Raw genomic sequence first — 20,025 nt, 5'->3', positions numbered from 1 at the left:
GCGCGGTCGTCACCCGTGGTCCGTGCACCGCTTCACGGGTGGTCGGACCACGGTTCCACCCGCCCGACGATCTGCTCGGGCGCAGTGTCCCTCAACGCGCGCAGGGCACCGTCGGAGATCTCGCGGTCGGTGAGCCATCGGGTGCCGCGTGCGGTGTCGGCGAACCCGAGCACGACGCTGCGGTAGCTGCGCGGTGGCGAGTACTGGTCCGGCAGGGGCCGGCTGTTGCGGGGGTCGGCGCCGGCGCTGCCCCAGAGCTGGACCACGGTCGCGTCCGGGGAGAGCAGTGGGTCGAGGGTTCGGTGCACACCTTCGTCGTGGGGCGTGTGGACCCACAGGAGCGCTTCGGTCACCGGCCGCCCGACCACGGCCTCCCGCACCGCCTCGCCCAACCGCTGGGGGTCTTTCCAGTCGGCGGCGACCGGTACCAGCCGCCCGCGGTCGGGTGCCCCGGCCGCGGCCCGCTCCGGGCGGCGTGCGACGAGGACGACCCGGGCGCCGGAGTCCAGCAGGTCGTGGACGGCGGGGCGGAGCATGCCGGTCCCGCCCACGACGAGGAGTTCGTGTTCCGTGCTCATCGTTCCCCCACCCGAAGCAGAGTGTCGCTCTTCAGGCCGCCGTCACCGGGGTGCGCACGCCTCCAGGCCGTCGACGAGCGCGTCGAGGACGGCCTCGATGCCGTCGAGGCTGTGTTCGCCGACCTCGAGTTCGTAGGTCACCAGGGTCGCGGACAGCGGAGCGAGGAGAGCGTCGGCCATCACACGGTCGTCGAGATCGGGGCGGGCCAGCCGCAGGAGGCCGCTGACGTGCGCGTGGTGCACCCCGTAGGCCCCCGCGAAGCGCGCGTGCGGCCGGTTCATCTCCGCGGTGACGAGCAGTTTCCCCTGGTGCGCGACCCGGTGCAGCAGTTCGCGCAGGAAGGCGCGCAGCCGGGGGAACGGGTCCGCGCCGGGGCCGAGGGGCGGCGGGCCGGTCATCACCGCGGTCTGCAACTCGCGCTCCTTCTCGTCGAGCAGCGCGTAGGCGAGGCCGGCCTGGCCGCCGAAGCGGCGGTAGAGGGTGCCGACCCCGACGCCGGCCGCCGAGGCGACCTCTTCCATACGGAGTCCTTCGGGGCCGCTTTCGGCCAGGATCCGCGACGCCGCCTCGAGGATCTTGTGCCGGTTGCGCGCGGCGTCGGCGCGTTCGGCCACCGGCTGGTCGGCCATGGGCAGCGCTGCCCGCTGTGCGCGCCGGCCGTCTCTGCTCTCCTCCACTGCAACCCCTCGTGCCAGACATCGGGCCCCGACCGGTGGGTGGGCGGGGCGGCCCAGCATAGCGGAAGGCCTTCCGTTTCCGTTGCTCGTCATGGGGTGCAGGGCGGCTCTTCCGCTCCGTCCGGGCGGTCTCCCGGCCCCGGATCTCGGCGGAAGAGCCGTGGCTCGTGAAGAACCGGGATCAGACCCTGCCCCGGACGAACCGGGCGGCCGTCTCGGCGACCCTGCGGCCCTGGTAGTGCGCCGCGGCCAGTTCCTCCTTCGTCGGGTTGCTCGCACGGTGCGTGCTGCTCGCCCCGTACGGGTTGCCCCCTGCTGCGGAGACCACCCCGTCGGTGTAGCCGAGCGGCACGATGATGGCTCCCCAGTGCATGAAGACGTTGTACATGCTGGTGATGGTGGTCTCCTGGCCGCCGTGTGTCTCATCGGCGCTGGTGAACCCGCTGACGATCTTGTCGGCGAGCTTCCCCTCGAACCAGAGGCCGCCCGTCGTGTCCAGGAACTGCTTGAGCTGGGCGGAGACGTTGCCGTACCGGGTGGGGGTGCCGAACACGTACGCGTCCGCCCACAGCAGGTCGTCGAGCGCCGCCTCCGGGATGTCCTTGGTGGCCTGCTGGTTCGCGTACCAGTCGGGCTCCCCGTCGATCACGCTCTGCGGGGCGAGCTCGGCCGCCCGCAGCAGCCGGACCTCGGAGCCCGCCTCCCTGGCACCGTCGTGCACCTCGCGGGCGAGCTGGTGGACATGGCCCGTCGAGCTGTAGTAGATGACCGCGACCCTGGCTGGCATGGGGGTTCCTCCTGTGGTTGTCGTTGTCGGGGTTCTGTTGGTCAGGGGAGCGCCCTGCGCACGAGGTCGTCGTAGACGCCGGGGTCGTCCCGTTCGACGACCGGGAAGCCGACGCCCTCGGCGCCCTCCCACCGCAGCCGGACGCCGGGGTTGTGCACCCACGTGCCGTCCGGGAAGAACAGGGTCGGGCTGCCCTGGACCGTGCTGCCCCGGCAGAGCGGAACCTGCTCCTCGATGTAGGCGCGCGCCCGCCCGGAGGCGAGGCCCTTGCGGACGGCCTCGACGTCGAGCCCGCACGAGTCGGCGACCGCGAGGACCTCGTGCCGCATCGAGACGTTGCGGCTCTGTCCGAACAGCGCCCTGCGCAGACCGCGGTCCAGCGCCGCGCTCGCCTCCAGCCCCTGGTCCTTCGCGACCTCCACGGCCTCCATCGCGAGCACGGTCGTCACCGGGTAGTCGTGCGCGGGCGCCTGCCACACCTGCCAGCCGGCGGCGGGTTCCAGCCCGCCCGCGACCGGCAGCTCCGCGTCCAGGATCAGCTTGGGCGTGGCCATGTCGTTGATGAGCTCGAGGGGGAACGGGCGGACGTCGATCCGCACGTCCTCCTGCAGCCCGAGCCGTCGGCGGGTGGTGAAGAGCCGGTGGTGCGCCACGTGGGCCCAGGGGCAACCGATGTCGGCATAGAGGACGACGGTCCCCGGGGTCACGTCGATCGGTGGCATGCGCTCAGTCCCATCTCCACGGCCGACAGGGAGGAACCCCCTCTGCACCATCCGGGCGAAACTCCCGTGCCGGCGGCCATCGAGTACGTTCCCGACAGTAAGCGGAACGCGTTCCGGATTGCAAGGTCCCCGGTGGAAACGTGGACCGGACACACGAAGGGCCCGGCCGGGGCGGAACGTGTGTCCCGCGCCCCGACCGGGCCCGCCACGCCTCACACGCGCAGCCACACCGCCGTGTCACCCGGCAGCGTCAGGAGCGCGCCGCTCTCCTGCACCGGACCGCTGGAGGCCAGCACCTCGCCGCCGGGCAGCTCCACCGGCTCCCCGGTCAGGTTCACCGCGCAGCGCACCCCCGAGCCGCGGTCGAAGAAGAGCACGCCCTCGGGGGAGTCCAGCCACTCCAGCTCCCCGTCGCCCAGGGCGTCCAGCTCGCGCCGCAGCCGCAGGGCGCGTGTGTACAGCTCCAGCGTCGAACCCTCCACGCCGCGCTGGGCCGCGCGCGACAGCTGCCCGTAGGACTGCGGCACCGGCAGCCACGGCACGGTCCCCTCCGGACCGAACCCGAACGGGGAGCTCTCGCCCTCCCACGGCAGCGGGACCCGGCACCCGTCCCGGCCCCGGTCGGTGCGGCCCGAACGCTCCCACGTGGGGTCCTGCAGGGCGTCCTCCGGAAGGTCGGTCACCTCCGGAAGGCCCAGCTCCTCGCCCTGGTACAGGTAGGCCGACCCCGGCAGTGCCAGCATCAGCAGCGTGGCCGCGCGCGCCCGGCGCAGCCCCTGCTCGCCTCCGCCGAACCGGGTCACGTGGCGCGTCACGTCGTGGTTGGACAGCACCCAGGTCGTGGTCGCCCCGACCGCGCCGTTGGCGGCCAGCGAGGTGTCCACGACCCGGCGCAGGTGAGCGGCGTCCCACGGGGCGGTCAGGTACTCGAAGTTGAACGCCTGGTGGAGCTCGTCGGGGCGCACGTAACGTGCGATCCGGTCGGCGTCCTCCACCCAGGCCTCGGCGACCAGGGCCCGGTCGCCCTCGTAGGAGTCGGTGATCGAGCGCCAGCGGCGGTAGATCTCGTGCACGCCCTCCTGGTCGAAGTAGGGGAGCCGGTGGTGCCCGTCGAGCAGGCCCGCGTCGGTGCCCTCGGCGACGTCGGGCAGTTCCGGGTCCTTGACCATGCCGTGTGCGACGTCGATGCGGAAACCGTCCACACCCCGGTCCAGCCAGAAACGCAGGACGTCGTCGAACTCCTCGTGCACCTCCGCATTGGTCCAGTCGAGGTCGGGCTGCTCGGCGTCGAACAGGTGCAGGTACCACTGCTCCGGGGTGCCGTCGGGGCGCTTGAGGCGGGTCCAGGCCGGGCCGCCGAAGATCGAGGTCCAGTTGTTGGGCGGTTCGTCGCCGCCGGGGCCGTGCCCGTCGCGGAACATGTACCGCGCCCGCTCCGGGCTGCCCGGTTCGGCCGCCACCGCCTCGCGGAACCACCGGTGCGCCGACGAGGTGTGGTTGGGTACCACGTCGATGATCACCCTGATTCCGAGCCCGTGCGCGGTGGCCAGCAGGGCGTCGAAGTCGTCCAGGGTGCCGAAGCGCGGGTCCACGTCGCGGTAGTCGGCGACGTCGTAGCCGCCGTCGGCCAGGGGGGAGACGTAGAAGGGGGTCAGCCAGACCGCGTCCACGCCCAGTTCCGCCAGCTCCGGGAGCTTCTGGCGGATGCCCGCCAGGTCGCCCTCGCCGTCGCCGTCGGAGTCGGCGAAGCTGCGCACGTAGATCTGGTAGATGGCCGCCTCGCGCCACCAGTGCGACTCCATGGAGGTCCTTCCCAATGGGCCTGTGCAAGTTCTTGCGCAAGATTACCGTCAACTTTCTGTCGTGTGACGGTCATCTCGACTAAAATCGGCCGCATGGGTCCACGACTGGCCGACATCGCGCGGCACGCAGGCGTCAGCGAGGCCACCGTCTCGCGGGTGCTCAACGACAAACCCGGCGTCGGCGGCGATACACGCAAGGCCGTGCTCACCGCGCTGGACGTGCTCGGATACGAACGCCCCGCGCGGCTGCGCCAGCGCTCGGCCGGGCTGGTCGGCATGGTCGTGCCCGAGCTCGGCAACCCCGTGTTCCCGATGTTCGCCCAGGCCGCCGAGGGGGCCCTCGCCCAGCGGGGTTTCACCCCCGTCCTGTGCACCCAGACGCCCGGCGGCATCACCGAGGACGAGTACGTCGAACTCCTGCTGGAGCGCAACGTCTCCGGCATCATCTTCGTCTCCGGCCGGCACGCCGACACCAGCGCGCCCCGTGAGCGCTATGAGTCGCTGGTCTCACGGGGCCTGCCGATCGTGCTGGTCAACGGCTACTCCGAGCACATCCCGGCCGCGTTCGTCTCCTGCGACGACCGCGAGGCCGGGCGCCAGGCCGTCGACCACCTCGTCGCCACCGGACACACCCGCATCGGCTTCACCAGCGGGCCCGAGCGCTACGTCCCGGTGCACCGCAAGCTCGAGGGGTACCACCAGGCCCTGGCCGCGCACGGTCTGGACGGCGAAGGGCTCGTCGAGCTGTCCCTGTTCGGCGTCGAGGGCGGGGAGGCGGCCGCCACCGCGCTCATCGAACGCGGCGTCACCGCCATGGTCTGCGGATCCGACATGATGGCCCTCGGCGCGATCCGGGCCGCGCGCCGACTCGGCCTGCGAGTGCCGAAGGACTTCTCCGTGGTCGGCTACGACGACTCGCAGCTCATCGCGTTCACCGACCCGCCGCTGACCACCGTGCGCCAACCCGTCACGGCGATGGCGCTGGCCGCGGTGCGCACCCTGTGCGACGAGATCGCCGGGCACGCGGTTTCGCGCACCGAGTACATGTTCGCGCCGGAACTCGTCGTGCGCGGGTCCACGGCCGCCGCGCCCTCCCGCACCGCGGCGGTGGCCGAACCCCGGGCCGTCTGACCCGGGATCCGGGGCCTCCGGGCACGAGGGCTCAGCGCAGCACGGGGAAGCGCCGCACCAGCCCGGTGGAGGCCCACCACCGGCCCAGCCCCAGCGTCTCGCCCGAACGCGCGCACGCCAATGCACCCAGGGCCAGCGACTGCACGATGTAGTCGTCCATGAACGGGTTGGTCTCCAGCGGCAGCGACGCCGCGTACATGAACATGAGCAGCAGGGCGCCCGTGGCCGCGGCGATGCGCTCACCCACGCCCAGCACCAACGAGAGCCCGATCGCGCCCAGGCCGAGCATGAACAGCACGTCGGCCCAGGCCGCGCCGGACATCGCGTTGAACACCGGGGCGAAGGGTCCCTCCACCGAGGCCAGGTACCCCTCCGTGGGGCTGCCCCCGGTGAGCCAGGCGCCCTCGGCCGGGGTGGAGCGGCCCAGGCCCAGGAGCTTGTCGAGGAACGCCCACAGGAAGATCCAACCGATGGAGATCCGCACCAGCGCGAGCAGCGTGCGCGCGGCCGGAGCGGCGACGGGGGCACGGTCGTCGCCGGTGGATCCCGGGGTGGTGCGGGGGATGGTCGAGTCGTCGGACATCGTGTGTCCTTTCACCGAGTTCCGGTTGCTTCCGGTACCAGCCAACAGCCCGGTCACGGCGCCGGTGAGGGGATTTGGTACCGCTCCCACGGGACCTGGGGCCCGCCCGCGCGGGGCCTGTGCCCGAGCGCAGGTCGGGGGCGGTCTGCGGGGGCTGCGCGCGGCGTGCTGTGAACGGGATCTCCCTGGCCGGAGAAGGCCGTCGCGGCCTACGCTTCGCACATGGACTCCACCTCCAGCATCCTCTCCGTCCAGACCGGCCGGGCCTTCGACGCCGACTGGGCCGGACGCCTCAAACGCACGGCCATCGACAAGACGCCCGTCGAGGGCGGCGCCCACGTCGGCCCGAACGGTCTCGAGGGCGACCAGCAGGCCGACCTCGAGCACCACGGCGGCCGCGACAAGGCGGTCTACGCCTACGCCCGCGAGGACCTCGACCTGTGGGAGGCCCGCATCGGGCGCACGCTCGCCAACGGGAGCTTCGGCGAGAACCTCACCACGACCGGCCTCGATCTGCTCGACACCGTCGTCGGAGAACGCTGGAGGGCCGGTGGAGCGCTGCTCGAGGTGACCCTGCCGCGGACCCCGTGCGGGGTGTTCCAGGCCTGGCTCGCCGAGCGCCAGTGGGTGCGCCGGTTCACCGAGGAGGGGCGCACCGGTGTCTACCTGCGCGTCTTGGAACCGGGGCACGTCGCCCCCGGCGATCCGGTGACCGTCGAACACCGCCCCGAGCACGGGCTCACGGTCCTGTCGGGGTTCCGCGCCTCCCGCGCCGGCGACGCCGACACCCTGCGCCGCCTGGCCGGCCTGCCCGACGCCGCACCCGTGTGGTCCGATCAGGCCGAGCGCGCCCTCGCCCGCAGCTGACCCGCGCCCGAGGGCCGGCCTAGCCGCACATGAGCGCGGCGCGCAGGTCCAGGCGGTGGTCCAGGACGCTCAGATCCGTCCCGGTCAACCCCTCGATCCGCCGCACGCGGTAGTGCACGGTGTTCACGTGCAGGTGCAGTGCGCGCGCGGTCCCCACCCACGAGCCGTTCTGGTCGAGGAAGACCCGCAGGGTCCGGGCGAACTCGCTGCCGGTGCGCCGGTCGTGCTCCAACAGCTCGCCCAGGGTGCGCTGGTGGTAGTCGCGCCGGACCTCGGCGGGCAGGCCGGCGAGCAGTCCGCCCACACCGCGCATGTCGGCGGCGGCCATCACGGTCGAGCCCTCCGGCCCGCAGCCCGAGACCGAACCGAGCGCGAAACGGCTCTGAGCCACGGCGGTCGGCAGGAGGTCGGCGGTGGAGACCGGCGTGCTCACCCCCGCGTACAGGGTGGCGCCCCGGCCCAGCGCGGTGTGCAGGGCGTTCCAGGATTCGCGCAGCGCCCGGAGGTGCTCTTCCTGCGGTGCGGAGACCACGCCGACGGCGGTCCCCTCCGGTGACGACCCGACGACGGGGCGCTCCTCCACGGGGCGCAGCGCCTCCTCCAGCGCATGGCGCGCCCACTCGGCCGCGGTCCCGGGTCCCGTCACCACCGCGGTGACCACGGACAGGGGAACACCGTCGGGGATGCCGCAGGCCGAGAGCGCGGTGAGCACCGGGTTCCGGTCGCCCCACGTGCGGTGCAGGACCGCGACCAGGTGGTCGGCCGAGCGCCGGTGGTCGTGGCGCGAGGCCTCCGACCGCGCCCGCTCCAACCCGACCACCTCGGCGGCGTCCTGCAACGGGCGGGCGGGGACCATCCGGTCGGCCCACACCCGCAACCACCAGGTCTCCAGCGGTGAGGGTCCGGGGACCGGCGCCACCGCAGGCCGGCCCCCGGCGTGCTCTGCGCCCCCTTGCCCGGGGGAGGCCGACGGGGAACCGGACGCGACCACCCGCCCGGTGGTGGTGACGATGTCGCAGCGCAGCGCGGACAGGGCGGCGGCCACGTGTTCCAGCAGGGCGCGGGCGCCGACCCCGTCCGAGACCAGCGCGGTCAGGTCGCGCCGCATGCGTTCCTCGACGGGGCCGGCCCCCTCACCCCCGCCGTGCTCCTCGACGGACAGCCGATGGTGCACGTACTCCGAGACCTGGTGGAAACCGGTCGAGCTCGGTACCGACAGCAGGGGCATCCCTTGTTCCCGGCAGGCCGCCACGAGCGCCCCCGGGGCGGGTCCGTGCGCGGCCTCACCCGCGAGCAGGGCCGCGACACCCGCCCGCACCGACCGGCGCACGAAGTCGTCCAGCGCGTGGGAGGGGTCGCCGGTGCGCCACCACACCAGTCCGGTCAGCAGAATTCTCCCGCTCTCGAGATAACGGGAAGGGTCGGGAAGGTCAGTGGTGATCGCGCCGGTGATTCTCTGATCCAGAATTCCGCCGGGTGCCCACGTCGCGCGGATTCCCAGCTCTCTTTCGTTAAGCAGATCCCGGACGATCACATTTCCTCCTCGGTAGGGGCATCCCCTTCTCACTCCTGATCGGGTGCGGCACGTGCGAGCCTAACCGGCCCCTCCGGGTGGCAGAAGCGCGGGATCGTCGCTGTTTGGGATGCTGGTCGATCATACGAAGAGGCGCGAAAGGGTGACGGGGATCCCGTGTGACGCACCAATCGACAGTGACGCAGGTCCCTTGTTTGACTCGGTGCACCGGCCGAAGCGGTGGCCGTGCAACACCCCGGGCTGACGGTTCCCCGTTCACGGAAAGGTCTTCCCGTCCTTTTCGGGCCCGGGGTGTTGCGGCCGCGGAAAAGAAACACCGAAGGCGCTATTTCCGCTCAGTGCCATTTCCGTTCGTCCCGGATCCCGAACCGCACGACCCCCCAGGAGAGGAGCGCCGGTCCATGGACCTGAACTCCGTCGACGAGGTGCGGCCGGCCACGGCGACCGACTGGCGGCCCGGCGACGCCTGGCTCGGCGGCGGCACCTTCCTGTTCTCCGAACCGCAGCCGCACGTGTCCCGCCTGCTCGACCTCAAGGACCTGGGCTGGCCCCCGCTGGTGCGCCGCTCCGACCACCTGGAGATCGCGGGAACGTGCACCGTCGCCCAGCTCCGGGCCCTCGAACCCGACCCCGACTGGGCCTCCTTCGCGTTGGTCGACCAGTGTTCGCGCGCCTTCCTGGCCTCCTTCAAGATCTGGAACGAGGCGACCGTCGGCGGCAACCTGTGCAACGGCCTGCCCGCGGGCCCCATGATCTCGCTGACCGCCGCGCTGGACGGTGAGTGCGTCCTCCGGGCCGCCCCGGACCGCGGCCCCGGCCGCACCGTCCCCGTCGCCGAGTTCGTCACCGGCAACGGCCTCAAGCAACTCGAACCGGGCGAGGTGCTGCGCGCCGTCCGCGTCCCCTACCGGGCCCTGCGGCGGCGCTCGGCGTTCCGCCAGGTCTCCCTCACACCCCACGGACGCTCGGCCGCCCTCCTGGTGGGCACGTCCGACCCCGTCGACGGCGCGTTCACGCTCACGGTCACCGCGTCCACGCCGAGGCCGGTCCAGCTGCGCCTGCCGTCCGTGCCCTCCGCGGAGGCACTGCGGACCGCCCTGTCCGACCGGCTCGCCCCCGAGGACTACTTCGACGACATGCACGGCCACCCGCGCTGGCGCCGGCACGTGACCCACCTGCTCGCGGAACAGATCCGCGCCGAGCTCTCCGGAGGTACCACGTGAGCTTCCACGTCAACGGGAAGGAACACCCGCACCGCCCCCACCCCGGCCAGTGCCTACGCACCTACCTGCGCGAACTCGGCCGGCTGGACGTCAAGAAGGGCTGCGACGCCGGCGACTGCGGCGCCTGCACGGTCCACGTGGACGGCGCACCCGTGCACAGCTGCCTGTACCCCGCACACCGGGTCGAGGGGCGCGAGGTGACCACCCTGGCCGGGCTCGGCGCCGACGGCGAGCTGCATCCGGTGCAACGGGCGTTCGTGGACGCCCAGGGTTTCCAGTGCGGTTTCTGCACCGCCGGGATGATCATGACCACCGCCGCCCTCGACGACGAGCAGCGCTCCGACCTGCCTCGCTCCCTCAAGGGCAACCTCTGCCGCTGCACCGGCTACCGGACCATCGAGGACGCCGTGAACCGCGTCCGCAACACCGAGGAACCGTGCGCCGGTGCCGAGACCGGCCGGAGCCTGCCCGCGCCCGCGGCCGAGGCCATCGTGAGCGGACAGGTGCGCTACACGCTGGACGTGGAGACCGACGACCGCGTGTACGTCAAGCTGCTGCGCTCCCCGCACTCCCACGCCCGCATCACCCGGATCGACACCGCCGAGGCGACGGCCCTGCCCGGGGTGCACGCCGTCCTCACCCACGCCGACGCACCCGAACGCCTCTACTCCACGGCCCGCCACGAACACAGCCGCGACGACCCCGACGACCTGCGCCTCCTCGACGACGTCGTCCGCCACAAGGGCCAACGTGTGGCAGCGGTCGTCGCCGACAGCGAACGCATCGCCGACCGCGCGCTCGGACTGGTCCGCGTCGAGTACGAGGTCCTGCCCGCCGTGTACACACCCGAGGAGGCCATGGCCCCCGGGGCGCCGGTCGTCCACGACAAGGGCCCCGAGTCCCGGATCGCCGACCCCGCGCGCAACGTCGTCGCGCAGGTGCACGGCGGGACCGGTGACGTCGAGGCCGGGTTCGCCGAGGCCGACGTGGTGTACGAGGAGGAGTTCCACACCCAGCGCGTCCAGCACGCCCACCTGGAGACCCACTGCGCGATCGCCTGGTGGGACGGCGAGCGCAGAGAGCTCACCGTCCGCTCCAGCACCCAGGTCCCCTTCCTCACCCGGGACGCGCTGGCCACCCTCTACGACCTGCCCCGCGAGAACGTGCGGGTGTACGCCGAGCGCGTGGGCGGGGGTTTCGGCGGCAAACAGGAGACCATGGTCGAGGACATCGCCGCCCTCGCCGCCATGCGCACCGGCCGCCCGGCCCAGATCGAGCTCACCCGCAGCGAACAGTTCACCGGGACCTCCACCCGCCACCCCATGGCCGTCCGGGTGAAGGTCGGTGCCCGCGCCGACGGCACCCTCACCGCCCTCAGCATGCGGATGCTCTCCGACACCGGCGCCTACGGCAACCACGGTCCCGGCGTCATGTTCCACGGCTGCGGCGAGTCGGTGTCCCTGTACCGCTGCCCCAACAAGCGCATCGACGCCCGGGCCGTCTACACCAACACGGTCCCCGCCGGGGCCTTCCGCGGGTACGGGCTCAGCCAGACGGTGTTCGCCGTGGAACAGGCCATGGACGAACTCGCCCGCGAGCTCGGCATGGACCCCCTCGACCTGCGCGAGCGCAACGTCATCCGGCCCGGCGACCCGATGTCTGCACTGCACGAGGACGAGGAGGACGTCGAGTACGGCAGTTACGGGCTCGACCAGATGCTGCGCACCCTCCGCGCCGCCCAGGACGACCCCGGCGCGAACGGTGTGGAACCGCCCCCCGGCTGGCTGGTCGGCCAGGGGATGTCGGTGTGCATGATCGACACCGTGCCGCCCCGGGGACACTTCGCTGACGCCGAGGTCACGCTGCTCCCCGACGGCCGGTACGCGTTGGCCGTGGGCACCGCCGAGTTCGGCAACGGAACCACGACGGTGCACCGGCAGATCGCCGCGACGGTCCTGGGCACGACCGCCGACCGCATCGTGGTCAGCCAGTCCGACACCGACGTGGTCGGCCACGACACCGGGGCGTTCGGCTCGACCGGCACGGTGGTCGCCGGCAAGGCCACCCACCGGGCCGCCACCGCCCTGCGCGAACGCCTGCTGGAGGAGGCTGCGGCGTGCCTGGACGCGGACGCCGGCGTGTGTTCCCTGGACCGCGACGGAGCCCGCGCACACGGGCGCTCGGTCCCCCTCATCCGGCTCCACGACCGGGCCACCGCCTCCGGCCGGCCGGTGAACGCGCACGGGCACTGGGGCGGTACACCCCGGTCCGTCGCCTTCAACGGCCAGTGGTTCCGGGTGGCGGTCGACCCCGACACCGGGGAGGTGCGCATCCTGCGCGCCGTGCACGCGGCCGACGCCGGCCGTGTCATGAACCCCAACCAGTGCCGGGGCCAGGTGGAGGGCGGGTTCGCCCAGGCCCTGGGCGCCGCCCTGTACGAGAACGTGCGCCTGGACACGCTCGGCGAGGTGGAGTCCACGTCCTTCCGCAAGTACCACATCCCCGCCTACGCGGACGTTCCCCGGCTCGAAGTGCACTTCGCCGAGACCGAGGACGCCCTCGGGCCGCTCGGCGCCAAGTCCATGAGCGAGAGCCCCTTCAACCCCGTCGCCCCGGCCCTGGCCAACGCCGTCAGGGACGCGACCGGGCACCGCTTCACCCGGCTGCCGCTGGCACGCGACACCGTGTGGCTCGCCCTCGACGGAGCCCGACCCGCCAGAGAACGGAGCACGTGACCGATGAACCCCGCCCCCCGATCCCTCGACGGGAGGGGCGAGATCACCGCGGTGCGCGGCGACCTCGTCCACTTCACCGGCAGCCCCTTCGACAGTCCGGTCGAGGAGTGCTTCGTCCACCAGCCCGACGGGGTGATCGTGGTCCAGGACGGGCGGATCGTGCGCACGGGCCCCGCCGCCGACGTCCTGCCCGGGCTGCCCGACGGCACGCGCGTGGACCACTACCCCGGCTGCCTGGTCGGGCCCGGGTTCATCGACTCCCACGTGCACTACGCGCAGACCGGGATGGTGGCCGCCTACGGTGACCAGCTCATCGACTGGCTGAACAACCACACCTTCCCGGCCGAGGCAGCGATGGCCGACCCCGGCCGCGCCACCGCCATGGCACGGGAGTTCCTGGGCGAACTGCTGCGCAACGGCACCACCACGGCCATGACCTTCGCCACCGTGCACGCGCACTCCGTGGACGCCCTGTTCGCGGAGGCCTCCGCCGTCGACATGCGGATCATCGCCGGCAAGGTCCTCATGGACCGCAACGCCCCCGGACACCTGTGCGACGACCCCGAGCGCGGCTACGAGGAGTCCCGCGACCTGCTGCGCGCCTGGCACGGCCGCGGCCGGAACATGTACGCGATCACCCCGCGCTTCGCCCCCACCAGCAGCCCGGAACAGCTGCGGGCCGCGGGCGACCTGTGGCGCGAGCACCCCGACGTGCACGTCCACAGCCACCTGGCCGAGAACACCGACGAGGTCGCGTGGGTGCGGCAGCTCTTCCCCGACCGCGCCGGCTACCTGGACGTGTACCACCACCACGGACTCACCGGCCGCCGGGCGCTGTACGCACACGGGGTGCACCTGGGGGAGGAGGACTTCCGGCTGTGCCACGGCACCGGGACCGCCATCAGCCACTGCCCGACGTCCAACTCCTTCCTTGGCAGCGGGCTCTTCCCCCTGCACGAGGCCAAGGACCGGGACCGTCCGGTCCACGTCGGGCTCGGCACCGACGTGGGCGCCGGGACCACCTTCTCCATCCTGGCCACCATGGGCGAGGCGTACAAGGTCGCGCAGCTGCGGGGGCGCTGCCTCGACCCGGTGCGCTCGCTGTACCTGGCCACGCTCGGGAACGCGGTCGCCCTGGACATCGACGACCGCGTCGGCGCCCTGCGGCCCGGGCACGAGGCCGACCTCGTCGTCCTGGACCCGAGGGCCACACCCCTGCTGGCCCGGCGGACCGAACGCGCGGCATCGGTCACCGACGTCCTGTTCGCACTCTCGGTGCTCGGCGACGACCGGGCCGTGCGCCGGACCTACCTGGCCGGGCGTGCGGTGGGACCGCAGGACGTGGGCCGGGGCACGCCGCCGGGTCGGTGACACTGGAGGCATGCCTTCCGTAGCCCTCGACGGCGAAGCCGTACCGTCCACCGGCGCCCTGCCCGAGGAGGCGCTGGCCGAGCTCGGCCGGCGTCCCCTCGGGTTCTACGTCCACGTACCGTTCTGCGTCACACGCTGCGGCTACTGCGACTTCAACACCTACACCGCCGAGGAGCTCGTCTCCCGCGACGGCACCGCCACGTCCTCGCGCGAGACCTACGCCGACCAGGCCATCGCCGAGATCGACCTCGCCGACCGGGTCCTGGGCGGCGCACGCCCCGCGGTCAGCACCGTCTTCGTGGGCGGGGGCACCCCCACACTCCTCCCGGCGGAGGACCTCGGCCGCATCGTCGCCCGCATCCGGGACCGCTTCGGTCTGCTCCCCGAGGCTGAGCTCACCACCGAGGCCAACCCCGAGACCGTCGACCCCGACTACCTCGCCCGCCTGCGCGAGGCCGGCTTCACCCGGGTCTCCTTCGGCATGCAGAGCGCCCGCGAGCACGTCCTGAAGGTCCTGGAGCGCGGCCACACCCCCGGCCGCCCCGAGCAGTGCGTGCGCTGGGCCCGAGAGGCCGGGTTCGACCACGTCAACCTCGACCTCATCTACGGCACCCCGGGTGAGTCCGACGACGACTGGGCCGCCTCCCTGGACGCCGCGATCGCCGCCGGCCCCGACCACGTCTCCGCCTACTCCCTGATCGTGGAGGAGGGCACCCGCCTGGCCGTCCGCGTGCGCCGCGGCGAGCTCTCCGCGCCGGACGACGACACCATGGCCGACCGCTACGTCATGGCCGACGACGCCCTCACCGCCGCCGGCTACAGCGCCTACGAGGTCTCCAACTGGGCGCGCGGTCCCCACGGCCGCAGCGAGCACAACCACCTGTACTGGACCGGTGGGCACTGGTGGGGTGTGGGCCCGGGCGCCCACAGCCACGTCGGCGGAACCCGCTGGTGGAACGTCAAACACCCGGCCGCCTACGCCCAGCGCCTCGCCGCGGGGGAGAGCCCCGGCCACGCCCGCGAGGTCCTCACCGCCGAAGAGCGCCGTTTCGAACGCATCCTGCTGGAGCTGCGCGTGGCCGAGGGCTGCCCGCTCGACCTCCTCGACCCGCACGGGCGCGCCGCGGCCGAGCACGCCGTGGCCAAGGGTCTCCTCGACGCCGACGCCCACGGCAGGGGCCGCGCCGTCCTCACCCGCAAGGGCCGCCTGCTCGCCGACGCCGTCGTGCGCGAGCTCACCTGATCTTGCCGGACACGAAGGAGGGGGCCGCCGCGGCGACCCCCTCCTGCTGTGTGTGCCCCGGGCTCAGTTCACCCAGCTGACGTTGAACGGGAAGCGGTACCACTCACCGCGTCCCGCCGCGCCCGCGGCCTTGATCTGGATCACGATCGAGGTGACGAGCAGCCCGACCCACAGGACGATACCGATCACGACGATGAACAGCAGACCGCTGATGAAGTAACCGATCATCATCAGCAGCTGGAAGTTGAGCGCCTGCGCGGCGTGGTACCGCACATAGGGTGACTCGTCCTTCTTCATCAGGTACATGATGAGCGCGACGAGCACACCGAAGATCCCGCCGATGTGCACGACCTTGGCGGAGTCGCACTCGGCGTGGGTCGGGTGGCCGTGGCCGTACATGCCCTGCTGCTGGGCATACGGGTCACCCCAGGCCTGGCCCTGCTGCGCGTAGGGGTTGCCCCAGCCCTGCCCCTGCTGTGCGTAGGGGTCCTGGTACGGGACCGGGGGCCCGCCCTGCGGATGGCCGGCCGGGGGCATGCCCGGGCCGCCGGGCTGACCGCCGGGCGCGGGCGGCGGGGGCCCGTATCCGCCGGACTGCGGGGGCTGTCCCCCCGTGTGCTGGGGCGGGTAGCCGCCCGGGGCCTGGGCGGGCGGCGGGTAACCGCCGGAAGGGTTGCCCTGGGGCGGCATGCCGCCGTGCTGCCATCCCTGGCCGCCTGGGCCGCCGGGAGGGTTCGGGTAGGACATGTGTGTTCCTCAGTCGTCCTGTTGGTGGTTCGACCTGCCCCCTGGCGGGATCAGGGCACCGGAGGCGGGGGTCACTTGAGCAGGCGGATACTCACCGGGTAGCGGTACCACTGCCCCTTGTTCGCGCTGGTGGCGGCCAGAACGCCGAAGATGATCGCGACGATCCAGATCAGCGCGAACAGCGCCGAGCCGATCCAGGACAGCGTGGGGACGAAGATCCCCAGGCCGATGAAGGTCGCCGCCGCGATGACGTAGGGGATGAGCAGCGTGAACTGGAAGTTGGCCGCCTCGGAGGCGTGGTGGCGCACGAACGCCGACTGCTTGCGCTTGGCGAGGTAGATCGCCAGCGGGGGCAGCCAGCCCACACACGCCAGGATGAAGCCGGACAGGTGCGCCAGCATGCCGACGAGCACCTCGTTGCCGCCGCCGGGGGCCTGCTGGACCGGGGCACCGGGCTGGCCGAAGGTGCCCTGTTCCGGGGCGCCGTACGGGCCGGGGGCACCGGGGCCGCCGGGCTGACCGGGCTGGGGGCCGAACCCGGGCTGCGGCTGACCGTAACCGGGCTGGGGCTGTCCGGGCTGCTGCGGAGCGCCGTAACCGGGGTGGCCGCCGGAGGGCTGGCCGTAGGCGGGCTGCCCACCGGACGGGGGCTGCTGCCCGGGCTGCTGGGGCTGGCCGTAGGGCGGCTGCTGCGGGGGCGGCTGGCCGAAGGCGCCCTGGTCACCGGGCGCACCCGGCTGTCCGGGCTGCTGCGGAGCGCCGTAGCCGGGGTGGCCGCCGGAGGGCTGGCCGTAGGCGGGCTGCCCACCGGACGGGGGCTGCTGCCCGGGCTGCTGGGGCTGGCCGTAGGGCGGCTGCTGCGGGGGCTGCTGGCCGAAGGCGCCCTGGTCACCGGGCGCACCCGGCTGTCCGGGCTGCGGCTGGCCGTACCCCGGCTGCGGGGGCGCGTCCCCGGGACCGGGCTGGCCGGGCTGCTGCGGGGCCCCGTACCCCGGCTGGCCGGGCTGGGGCTGTCCGGGCCGCTGCGGAGCGCCCTAACCGGGGTGGCCGCCGGAGGGCTGGCCGTAGGCGGGCTGCCCACCGGACGGGGGCTGCTGCCCGGGCTGCTGGGGCTGGCCGGAGGGCGGCTGCTGCGGGGGCTGCTGGCCGAAGGCGCCCTGGTCACCGGGCGCACCCGGCTGTCCGGGCTGCGGCTGGCCGTACCCCGGCTGCGGGGGAGCGTACCCGGGACCGGGCTGGCCGGGCTGCTGCGGGGCCCCGTACCCCGGCTGGCCGGGCTGGGGCTGTCCGGGCTGCTGCGGAGCGCCGTAGCCGGGCTGGCCGCCGGAGGGCTGGCCGTAGGCGGGCTGCCCACCGGACGGGGGCTGGCCGGGCTGGCCGTAGGGCGGCTGCTGCGGGGGCTGCTGGCCGAAGGCGCCCTGGTCACCGGGCGCACCCGGCTGTCCGGGCTGCGGCTGGCCGTACCCCGGCTGCGGGGGAGCGTACCCGGGACCGGGCTGGCCGGGCTGCTGCGGGGCCCCGTACCCCGGCTGGCCGGGCTGGGGCTGTCCGGGCTGCTGCGGAGCGCCGTAGCCGGGCTGGCCGCCGGAGGGCTGGCCGTAGGCGGGCTGCCCACCGGACGGGGGCTGGCCGGGCTGGCCGTAGGGCGGCTGCTGCGGGGGCTGCTGGCCGAAGGCGCCCTGGTCACCGCCGGGCACACCCTGCCCCGGCTGCGGCTGCCCGTACTCGGGCGCGTACGGCGACTGCGCCCCCGAGGGCTGCCCGGGCGCCGGCTGCTCGCCGGAGGGCTGCGGCGCAGGCTGCTGCGCGCCGGACTGCTGCCCCTCCTGGGGGTCGTCCGGAGACGGAGGGTTCGTCGGGGTCTCGCTCATGCTTTTCCTTGGCTCCGCTGGTTGGGGGCGCTGATGGTCCTACCGGGCAGTACCGACGACCGTGGGGCCCGGGGTCGGAGGCACGGACCGCGCGCACGTGCTGTGACGCTGCCTGGAATCCTACGGTTCCTCCGGGTGGGGTCCCGTCACGAAATCGATCAGTTCCTCGACCCGCCCCAGCAGGGCGGGTTCCAGATCAGCATAGGTACGCACCGAACCGAGGATCCGGCCCCAGGCCTCACCGGTGCTGCACCGCCACCCCAGGGCGTCCACGACACCCTCCTTCCAGGGGCGGCCCCGCGGCACCTCCGGCCAGGCGTCGATGCCCACCGCACACGGGCGCACGGCCTGCCAGACGTCCACGTAGGGGTGCCCGGTGACCAGCACGTCCTCGCCGCGCACACGTTCGGCGATCCGGCTCTCCTTGGAACCGGTGACCAGGTGGTCGACGAGCACACCCAGCCGGCGTCCGGGGCCGGGGGCGAACTCCGAGACGATCCCGGGGAGGTCGTCCACACCCTCCAGGAACTCCACGGCCACGCCCTCGATGCGCAGGTCGTGGCCCCAGACCTTCTCCACCAGCTCGGCGTCGTGCGCGCCCTCGACGTAGATCCGGCTCTCCCGCGCCACCCGGGCCTTGGCGCCGGTGACCGCCACCGAACCCGAGGCGCTGCGCAGGGGCCCGCTCGGGGAGGACGGCGCGGGCCGCACCAGGGTCACCGGGCGTCCCTCCAGCAGGAAGGCCGCCGGGCCCAGGTCGAAGACCCGCAACTTGCCGGAGCGGTCCTCGAGCGTGACCGTGGCCTTGTCCCAGGACACCACCGCCCCGCAGAAGGCCTCGTCGGCGTCCTCCACCACGAGTCCGCGTTCCATCTCGACCTCGCGGACCGCACCCTTGCGCGGTCGGCGCCAGTCGCCCGCCAGCACGTCTCGGCCGTAGCGGCCGGTTCCCTCGCTTGCCACGGTGGTGCAGTCTACTGGGGTCCGTCCCGCCCGCTCGCGCGCCGGGTCCGCCCTGCTCCGCCGGGCCCCCGGGACGGCGGGGCGGGCGGATCTCACCCCCGCGTCACCGCACGCGTTTGCGAACGGGCATAGAATTAGCACTGTGGACCATGGAGTGCCAGGAGGTGGCGAGTTGCTGAACGAGCGCAAGCTCGCAGTCCTGCGTGCCGTCGTCGAGGACTTCGTCAACACCAACGAACCGGTCGGATCCAGGGCTCTGGCCGACCGGCACCCGCTCGGTGTCTCCCCAGCGACCATCCGCAACGACATGGTGGCGTTGGAGGAGGACGGCTACATCGCCCAGCCGCACACCAGTGCCGGCCGGGTGCCCACGGACAAGGGCTACCGCCTGTTCGTCGACCGGCTCTCCTCGGTCAAGCCGCTCTCCGCGGCAGAGCGCCGCGCGATCGAGTCCTTCCTCGGCAACACCGTCGACCTGGACGAGATCGTCGCCCGCACCGTGCGCCTGCTCGCACAGCTCACCCGCCAGGTCGCGATCGTGCAGTACCCTTCGCTGACGCGTTCGTCGGTCCAGCACGTGGAACTGATCCCGCTCGGCAACCAGCGGATCATGATGGTCGTCATCACCGACACGGGCCGGGTCGAACAGCGTGTCATCGACGGCCTCGAGGCCGTCAGCGAGCGTGCGGTCAACGACCTGCGCGCCATGCTCAACAGAGCCATCGCGGGGTGCTACCTCGGAGACGTCCCCGACGCGGTCGACGACCTGCCCGCACAGGTGCCTCCCGAACACCGCGGCATCGCGGTGTCGGTTCTCTCGGTCCTGCTGGAGAGCCTGGTCGAAAGCCACGAGGAGAAGATCGTGCTGGCGGGGACCGCCAACCTCGCCGCGGTGGATTTCGCAGCCAGCTTCAGGGACGTCCTGGAGGCCTTGGAAGAGAACATGGTCCTCATCCGTTTGTTGGGTGAGGCGAAGGATCCCTCGATGCTCACCGTGAGCATCGGCGAGGAGAATTTCCACGAGGGTCTTCGATCCACCTCCGTCGTGTCGGCCGACTACGGTGTGGGAAACCAGTCGCTGGCCAAGATCGGTGTGGTGGGACCCACCCGTATGGACTACCCCGGGACGATGGGGGCGGTTCGCGCGGTGGCTCGGTATGTCGGACAGATTTTGGCAGGACAGTAACCCA

Annotated in this window: 18 protein-coding genes; 7 read left to right on the top strand and 11 right to left on the bottom strand. The window is 72.9% G+C overall.

The genetic code is table 11. From position 1 onward, the window contains the following. Positions 1 to 32: 32 nt before the first annotated feature. The 5 genes from IDM40_RS23835 to IDM40_RS23815 form a co-directional block, all read right to left on the bottom strand. Positions 33 to 578 (bottom strand): Rossmann-fold NAD(P)-binding domain-containing protein, encoded by a 546-nt coding sequence (locus tag IDM40_RS23835; RefSeq protein WP_193124294.1) that lies wholly within the window; start codon positions 576 to 578, stop codon positions 33 to 35. A gap of 42 nt (positions 579 to 620) precedes the next feature. Then, on the bottom strand, positions 621 to 1,256 hold the full coding sequence (locus IDM40_RS23830; RefSeq protein WP_328807110.1) for a TetR/AcrR family transcriptional regulator: 636 nt from the start codon (positions 1,254 to 1,256) through the stop codon (positions 621 to 623). 181 nt (positions 1,257 to 1,437) lie between these two features. Further along, positions 1,438 to 2,043 (bottom strand): NAD(P)H:quinone oxidoreductase, encoded by a 606-nt coding sequence (gene wrbA / locus IDM40_RS23825; protein ID WP_193124293.1) that lies wholly within the window; start codon positions 2,041 to 2,043, stop codon positions 1,438 to 1,440. Between the two features lie 41 nt (positions 2,044 to 2,084). Then, positions 2,085 to 2,765 (bottom strand): DsbA family oxidoreductase, encoded by a 681-nt coding sequence (locus IDM40_RS23820; protein ID WP_193124292.1) that lies wholly within the window; start codon positions 2,763 to 2,765, stop codon positions 2,085 to 2,087. A gap of 212 nt (positions 2,766 to 2,977) precedes the next feature. Further along, entirely contained in the window at positions 2,978 to 4,567 is a 1,590-nt protein-coding gene (locus IDM40_RS23815) for a glycoside hydrolase family 13 protein (protein ID WP_193124291.1), read from the bottom strand. A 93-nt stretch (positions 4,568 to 4,660) separates the two neighbouring features. Between IDM40_RS23815 and IDM40_RS23810 the strand changes: the two genes are divergently transcribed. After that, positions 4,661 to 5,698 (top strand): LacI family DNA-binding transcriptional regulator, encoded by a 1,038-nt coding sequence (locus tag IDM40_RS23810; RefSeq protein ID WP_193124290.1) that lies wholly within the window; start codon positions 4,661 to 4,663, stop codon positions 5,696 to 5,698. Between the two features lie 31 nt (positions 5,699 to 5,729). Here IDM40_RS23810 and IDM40_RS23805 read toward each other — a convergent pair whose 3' ends face one another. Further along, positions 5,730 to 6,281, bottom strand: coding sequence for a hypothetical protein (locus IDM40_RS23805; RefSeq protein ID WP_193124289.1), 552 nt, complete (start codon positions 6,279 to 6,281; stop codon positions 5,730 to 5,732). A gap of 222 nt (positions 6,282 to 6,503) precedes the next feature. Between IDM40_RS23805 and IDM40_RS23800 the strand changes: the two genes are divergently transcribed. Then, complete coding sequence (locus IDM40_RS23800) at positions 6,504 to 7,148, top strand: MOSC domain-containing protein (RefSeq protein ID WP_193124288.1); 645 nt, start codon at positions 6,504 to 6,506, stop codon at positions 7,146 to 7,148. A gap of 19 nt (positions 7,149 to 7,167) precedes the next feature. Here IDM40_RS23800 and IDM40_RS23795 read toward each other — a convergent pair whose 3' ends face one another. Continuing rightward, positions 7,168 to 8,682, bottom strand: a complete 1,515-nt coding sequence (locus IDM40_RS23795) for a helix-turn-helix domain-containing protein (protein ID WP_193124287.1) — start codon at positions 8,680 to 8,682, stop codon at positions 7,168 to 7,170. 401 nt (positions 8,683 to 9,083) lie between these two features. Here IDM40_RS23795 and IDM40_RS23790 point away from each other — a divergent pair, with 401 nt between their 5' ends. Genes IDM40_RS23790 through hemW form a run of 4 tightly spaced genes read left to right on the top strand, consistent with a single transcriptional unit; the run spans position 9,084 to position 15,254 of the window. Beyond that, positions 9,084 to 9,905, top strand: coding sequence for an FAD binding domain-containing protein (locus IDM40_RS23790; protein WP_193124286.1), 822 nt, complete (start codon positions 9,084 to 9,086; stop codon positions 9,903 to 9,905). Further along, positions 9,902 to 12,640, top strand: coding sequence for a molybdopterin-dependent oxidoreductase (locus IDM40_RS23785; protein ID WP_193124285.1), 2,739 nt, complete (start codon positions 9,902 to 9,904; stop codon positions 12,638 to 12,640). Before IDM40_RS23790 ends, IDM40_RS23785 begins: the two co-directional genes overlap by 4 nt. A gap of 3 nt (positions 12,641 to 12,643) precedes the next feature. Next, on the top strand, positions 12,644 to 14,011 hold the full coding sequence (guaD, locus tag IDM40_RS23780; protein ID WP_193124284.1) for a guanine deaminase: 1,368 nt from the start codon (positions 12,644 to 12,646) through the stop codon (positions 14,009 to 14,011). Positions 14,012 to 14,021: 10 nt separating this feature from the next. Further along, a complete protein-coding gene (gene hemW / locus IDM40_RS23775; RefSeq protein WP_193124283.1) occupies positions 14,022 to 15,254 on the top strand; it encodes a radical SAM family heme chaperone HemW in 1,233 nt (410 codons plus the stop codon). 63 nt (positions 15,255 to 15,317) lie between these two features. Here the strand turns inward: hemW and IDM40_RS23770 are convergent, their stop codons facing one another. From IDM40_RS23770 to IDM40_RS23755, 4 genes are all read right to left on the bottom strand, one after another. Next, positions 15,318 to 16,001, bottom strand: coding sequence for a DUF4870 domain-containing protein (locus IDM40_RS23770; protein WP_235997883.1), 684 nt, complete (start codon positions 15,999 to 16,001; stop codon positions 15,318 to 15,320). A 71-nt stretch (positions 16,002 to 16,072) separates the two neighbouring features. Then, the gene (locus IDM40_RS23765; RefSeq protein WP_193124282.1) at positions 16,073 to 16,402 is read right to left on the bottom strand and encodes a DUF4870 domain-containing protein; all 330 of its coding nucleotides are present in this window, start codon (positions 16,400 to 16,402) and stop codon (positions 16,073 to 16,075) included. Between the two features lie 633 nt (positions 16,403 to 17,035). Continuing rightward, the gene (locus IDM40_RS23760; RefSeq protein WP_193124281.1) at positions 17,036 to 17,872 is read right to left on the bottom strand and encodes a hypothetical protein; all 837 of its coding nucleotides are present in this window, start codon (positions 17,870 to 17,872) and stop codon (positions 17,036 to 17,038) included. 120 nt (positions 17,873 to 17,992) lie between these two features. Continuing rightward, complete coding sequence (locus tag IDM40_RS23755; RefSeq protein WP_193124280.1) at positions 17,993 to 18,835, bottom strand: DUF3097 domain-containing protein; 843 nt, start codon at positions 18,833 to 18,835, stop codon at positions 17,993 to 17,995. 172 nt (positions 18,836 to 19,007) lie between these two features. On the opposite strand from IDM40_RS23755, the gene hrcA reads away from it, so the two are divergent. Then, complete coding sequence (gene hrcA / locus IDM40_RS23750) at positions 19,008 to 20,021, top strand: heat-inducible transcriptional repressor HrcA (protein WP_193124279.1); 1,014 nt, start codon at positions 19,008 to 19,010, stop codon at positions 20,019 to 20,021. Positions 20,022 to 20,025: the final 4 nt, after the last annotated feature.

The sequence above is a fragment of the Nocardiopsis coralli genome (assembly GCF_014892575.1).
Taxonomy (GTDB): Bacteria; Actinomycetota; Actinomycetes; order Streptosporangiales; family Streptosporangiaceae; genus Nocardiopsis; species Nocardiopsis coralli.
The sequence above is the reverse complement of the archived record's forward strand: the minus strand, read 5'-3'. Positions and strand labels throughout refer to the sequence as shown.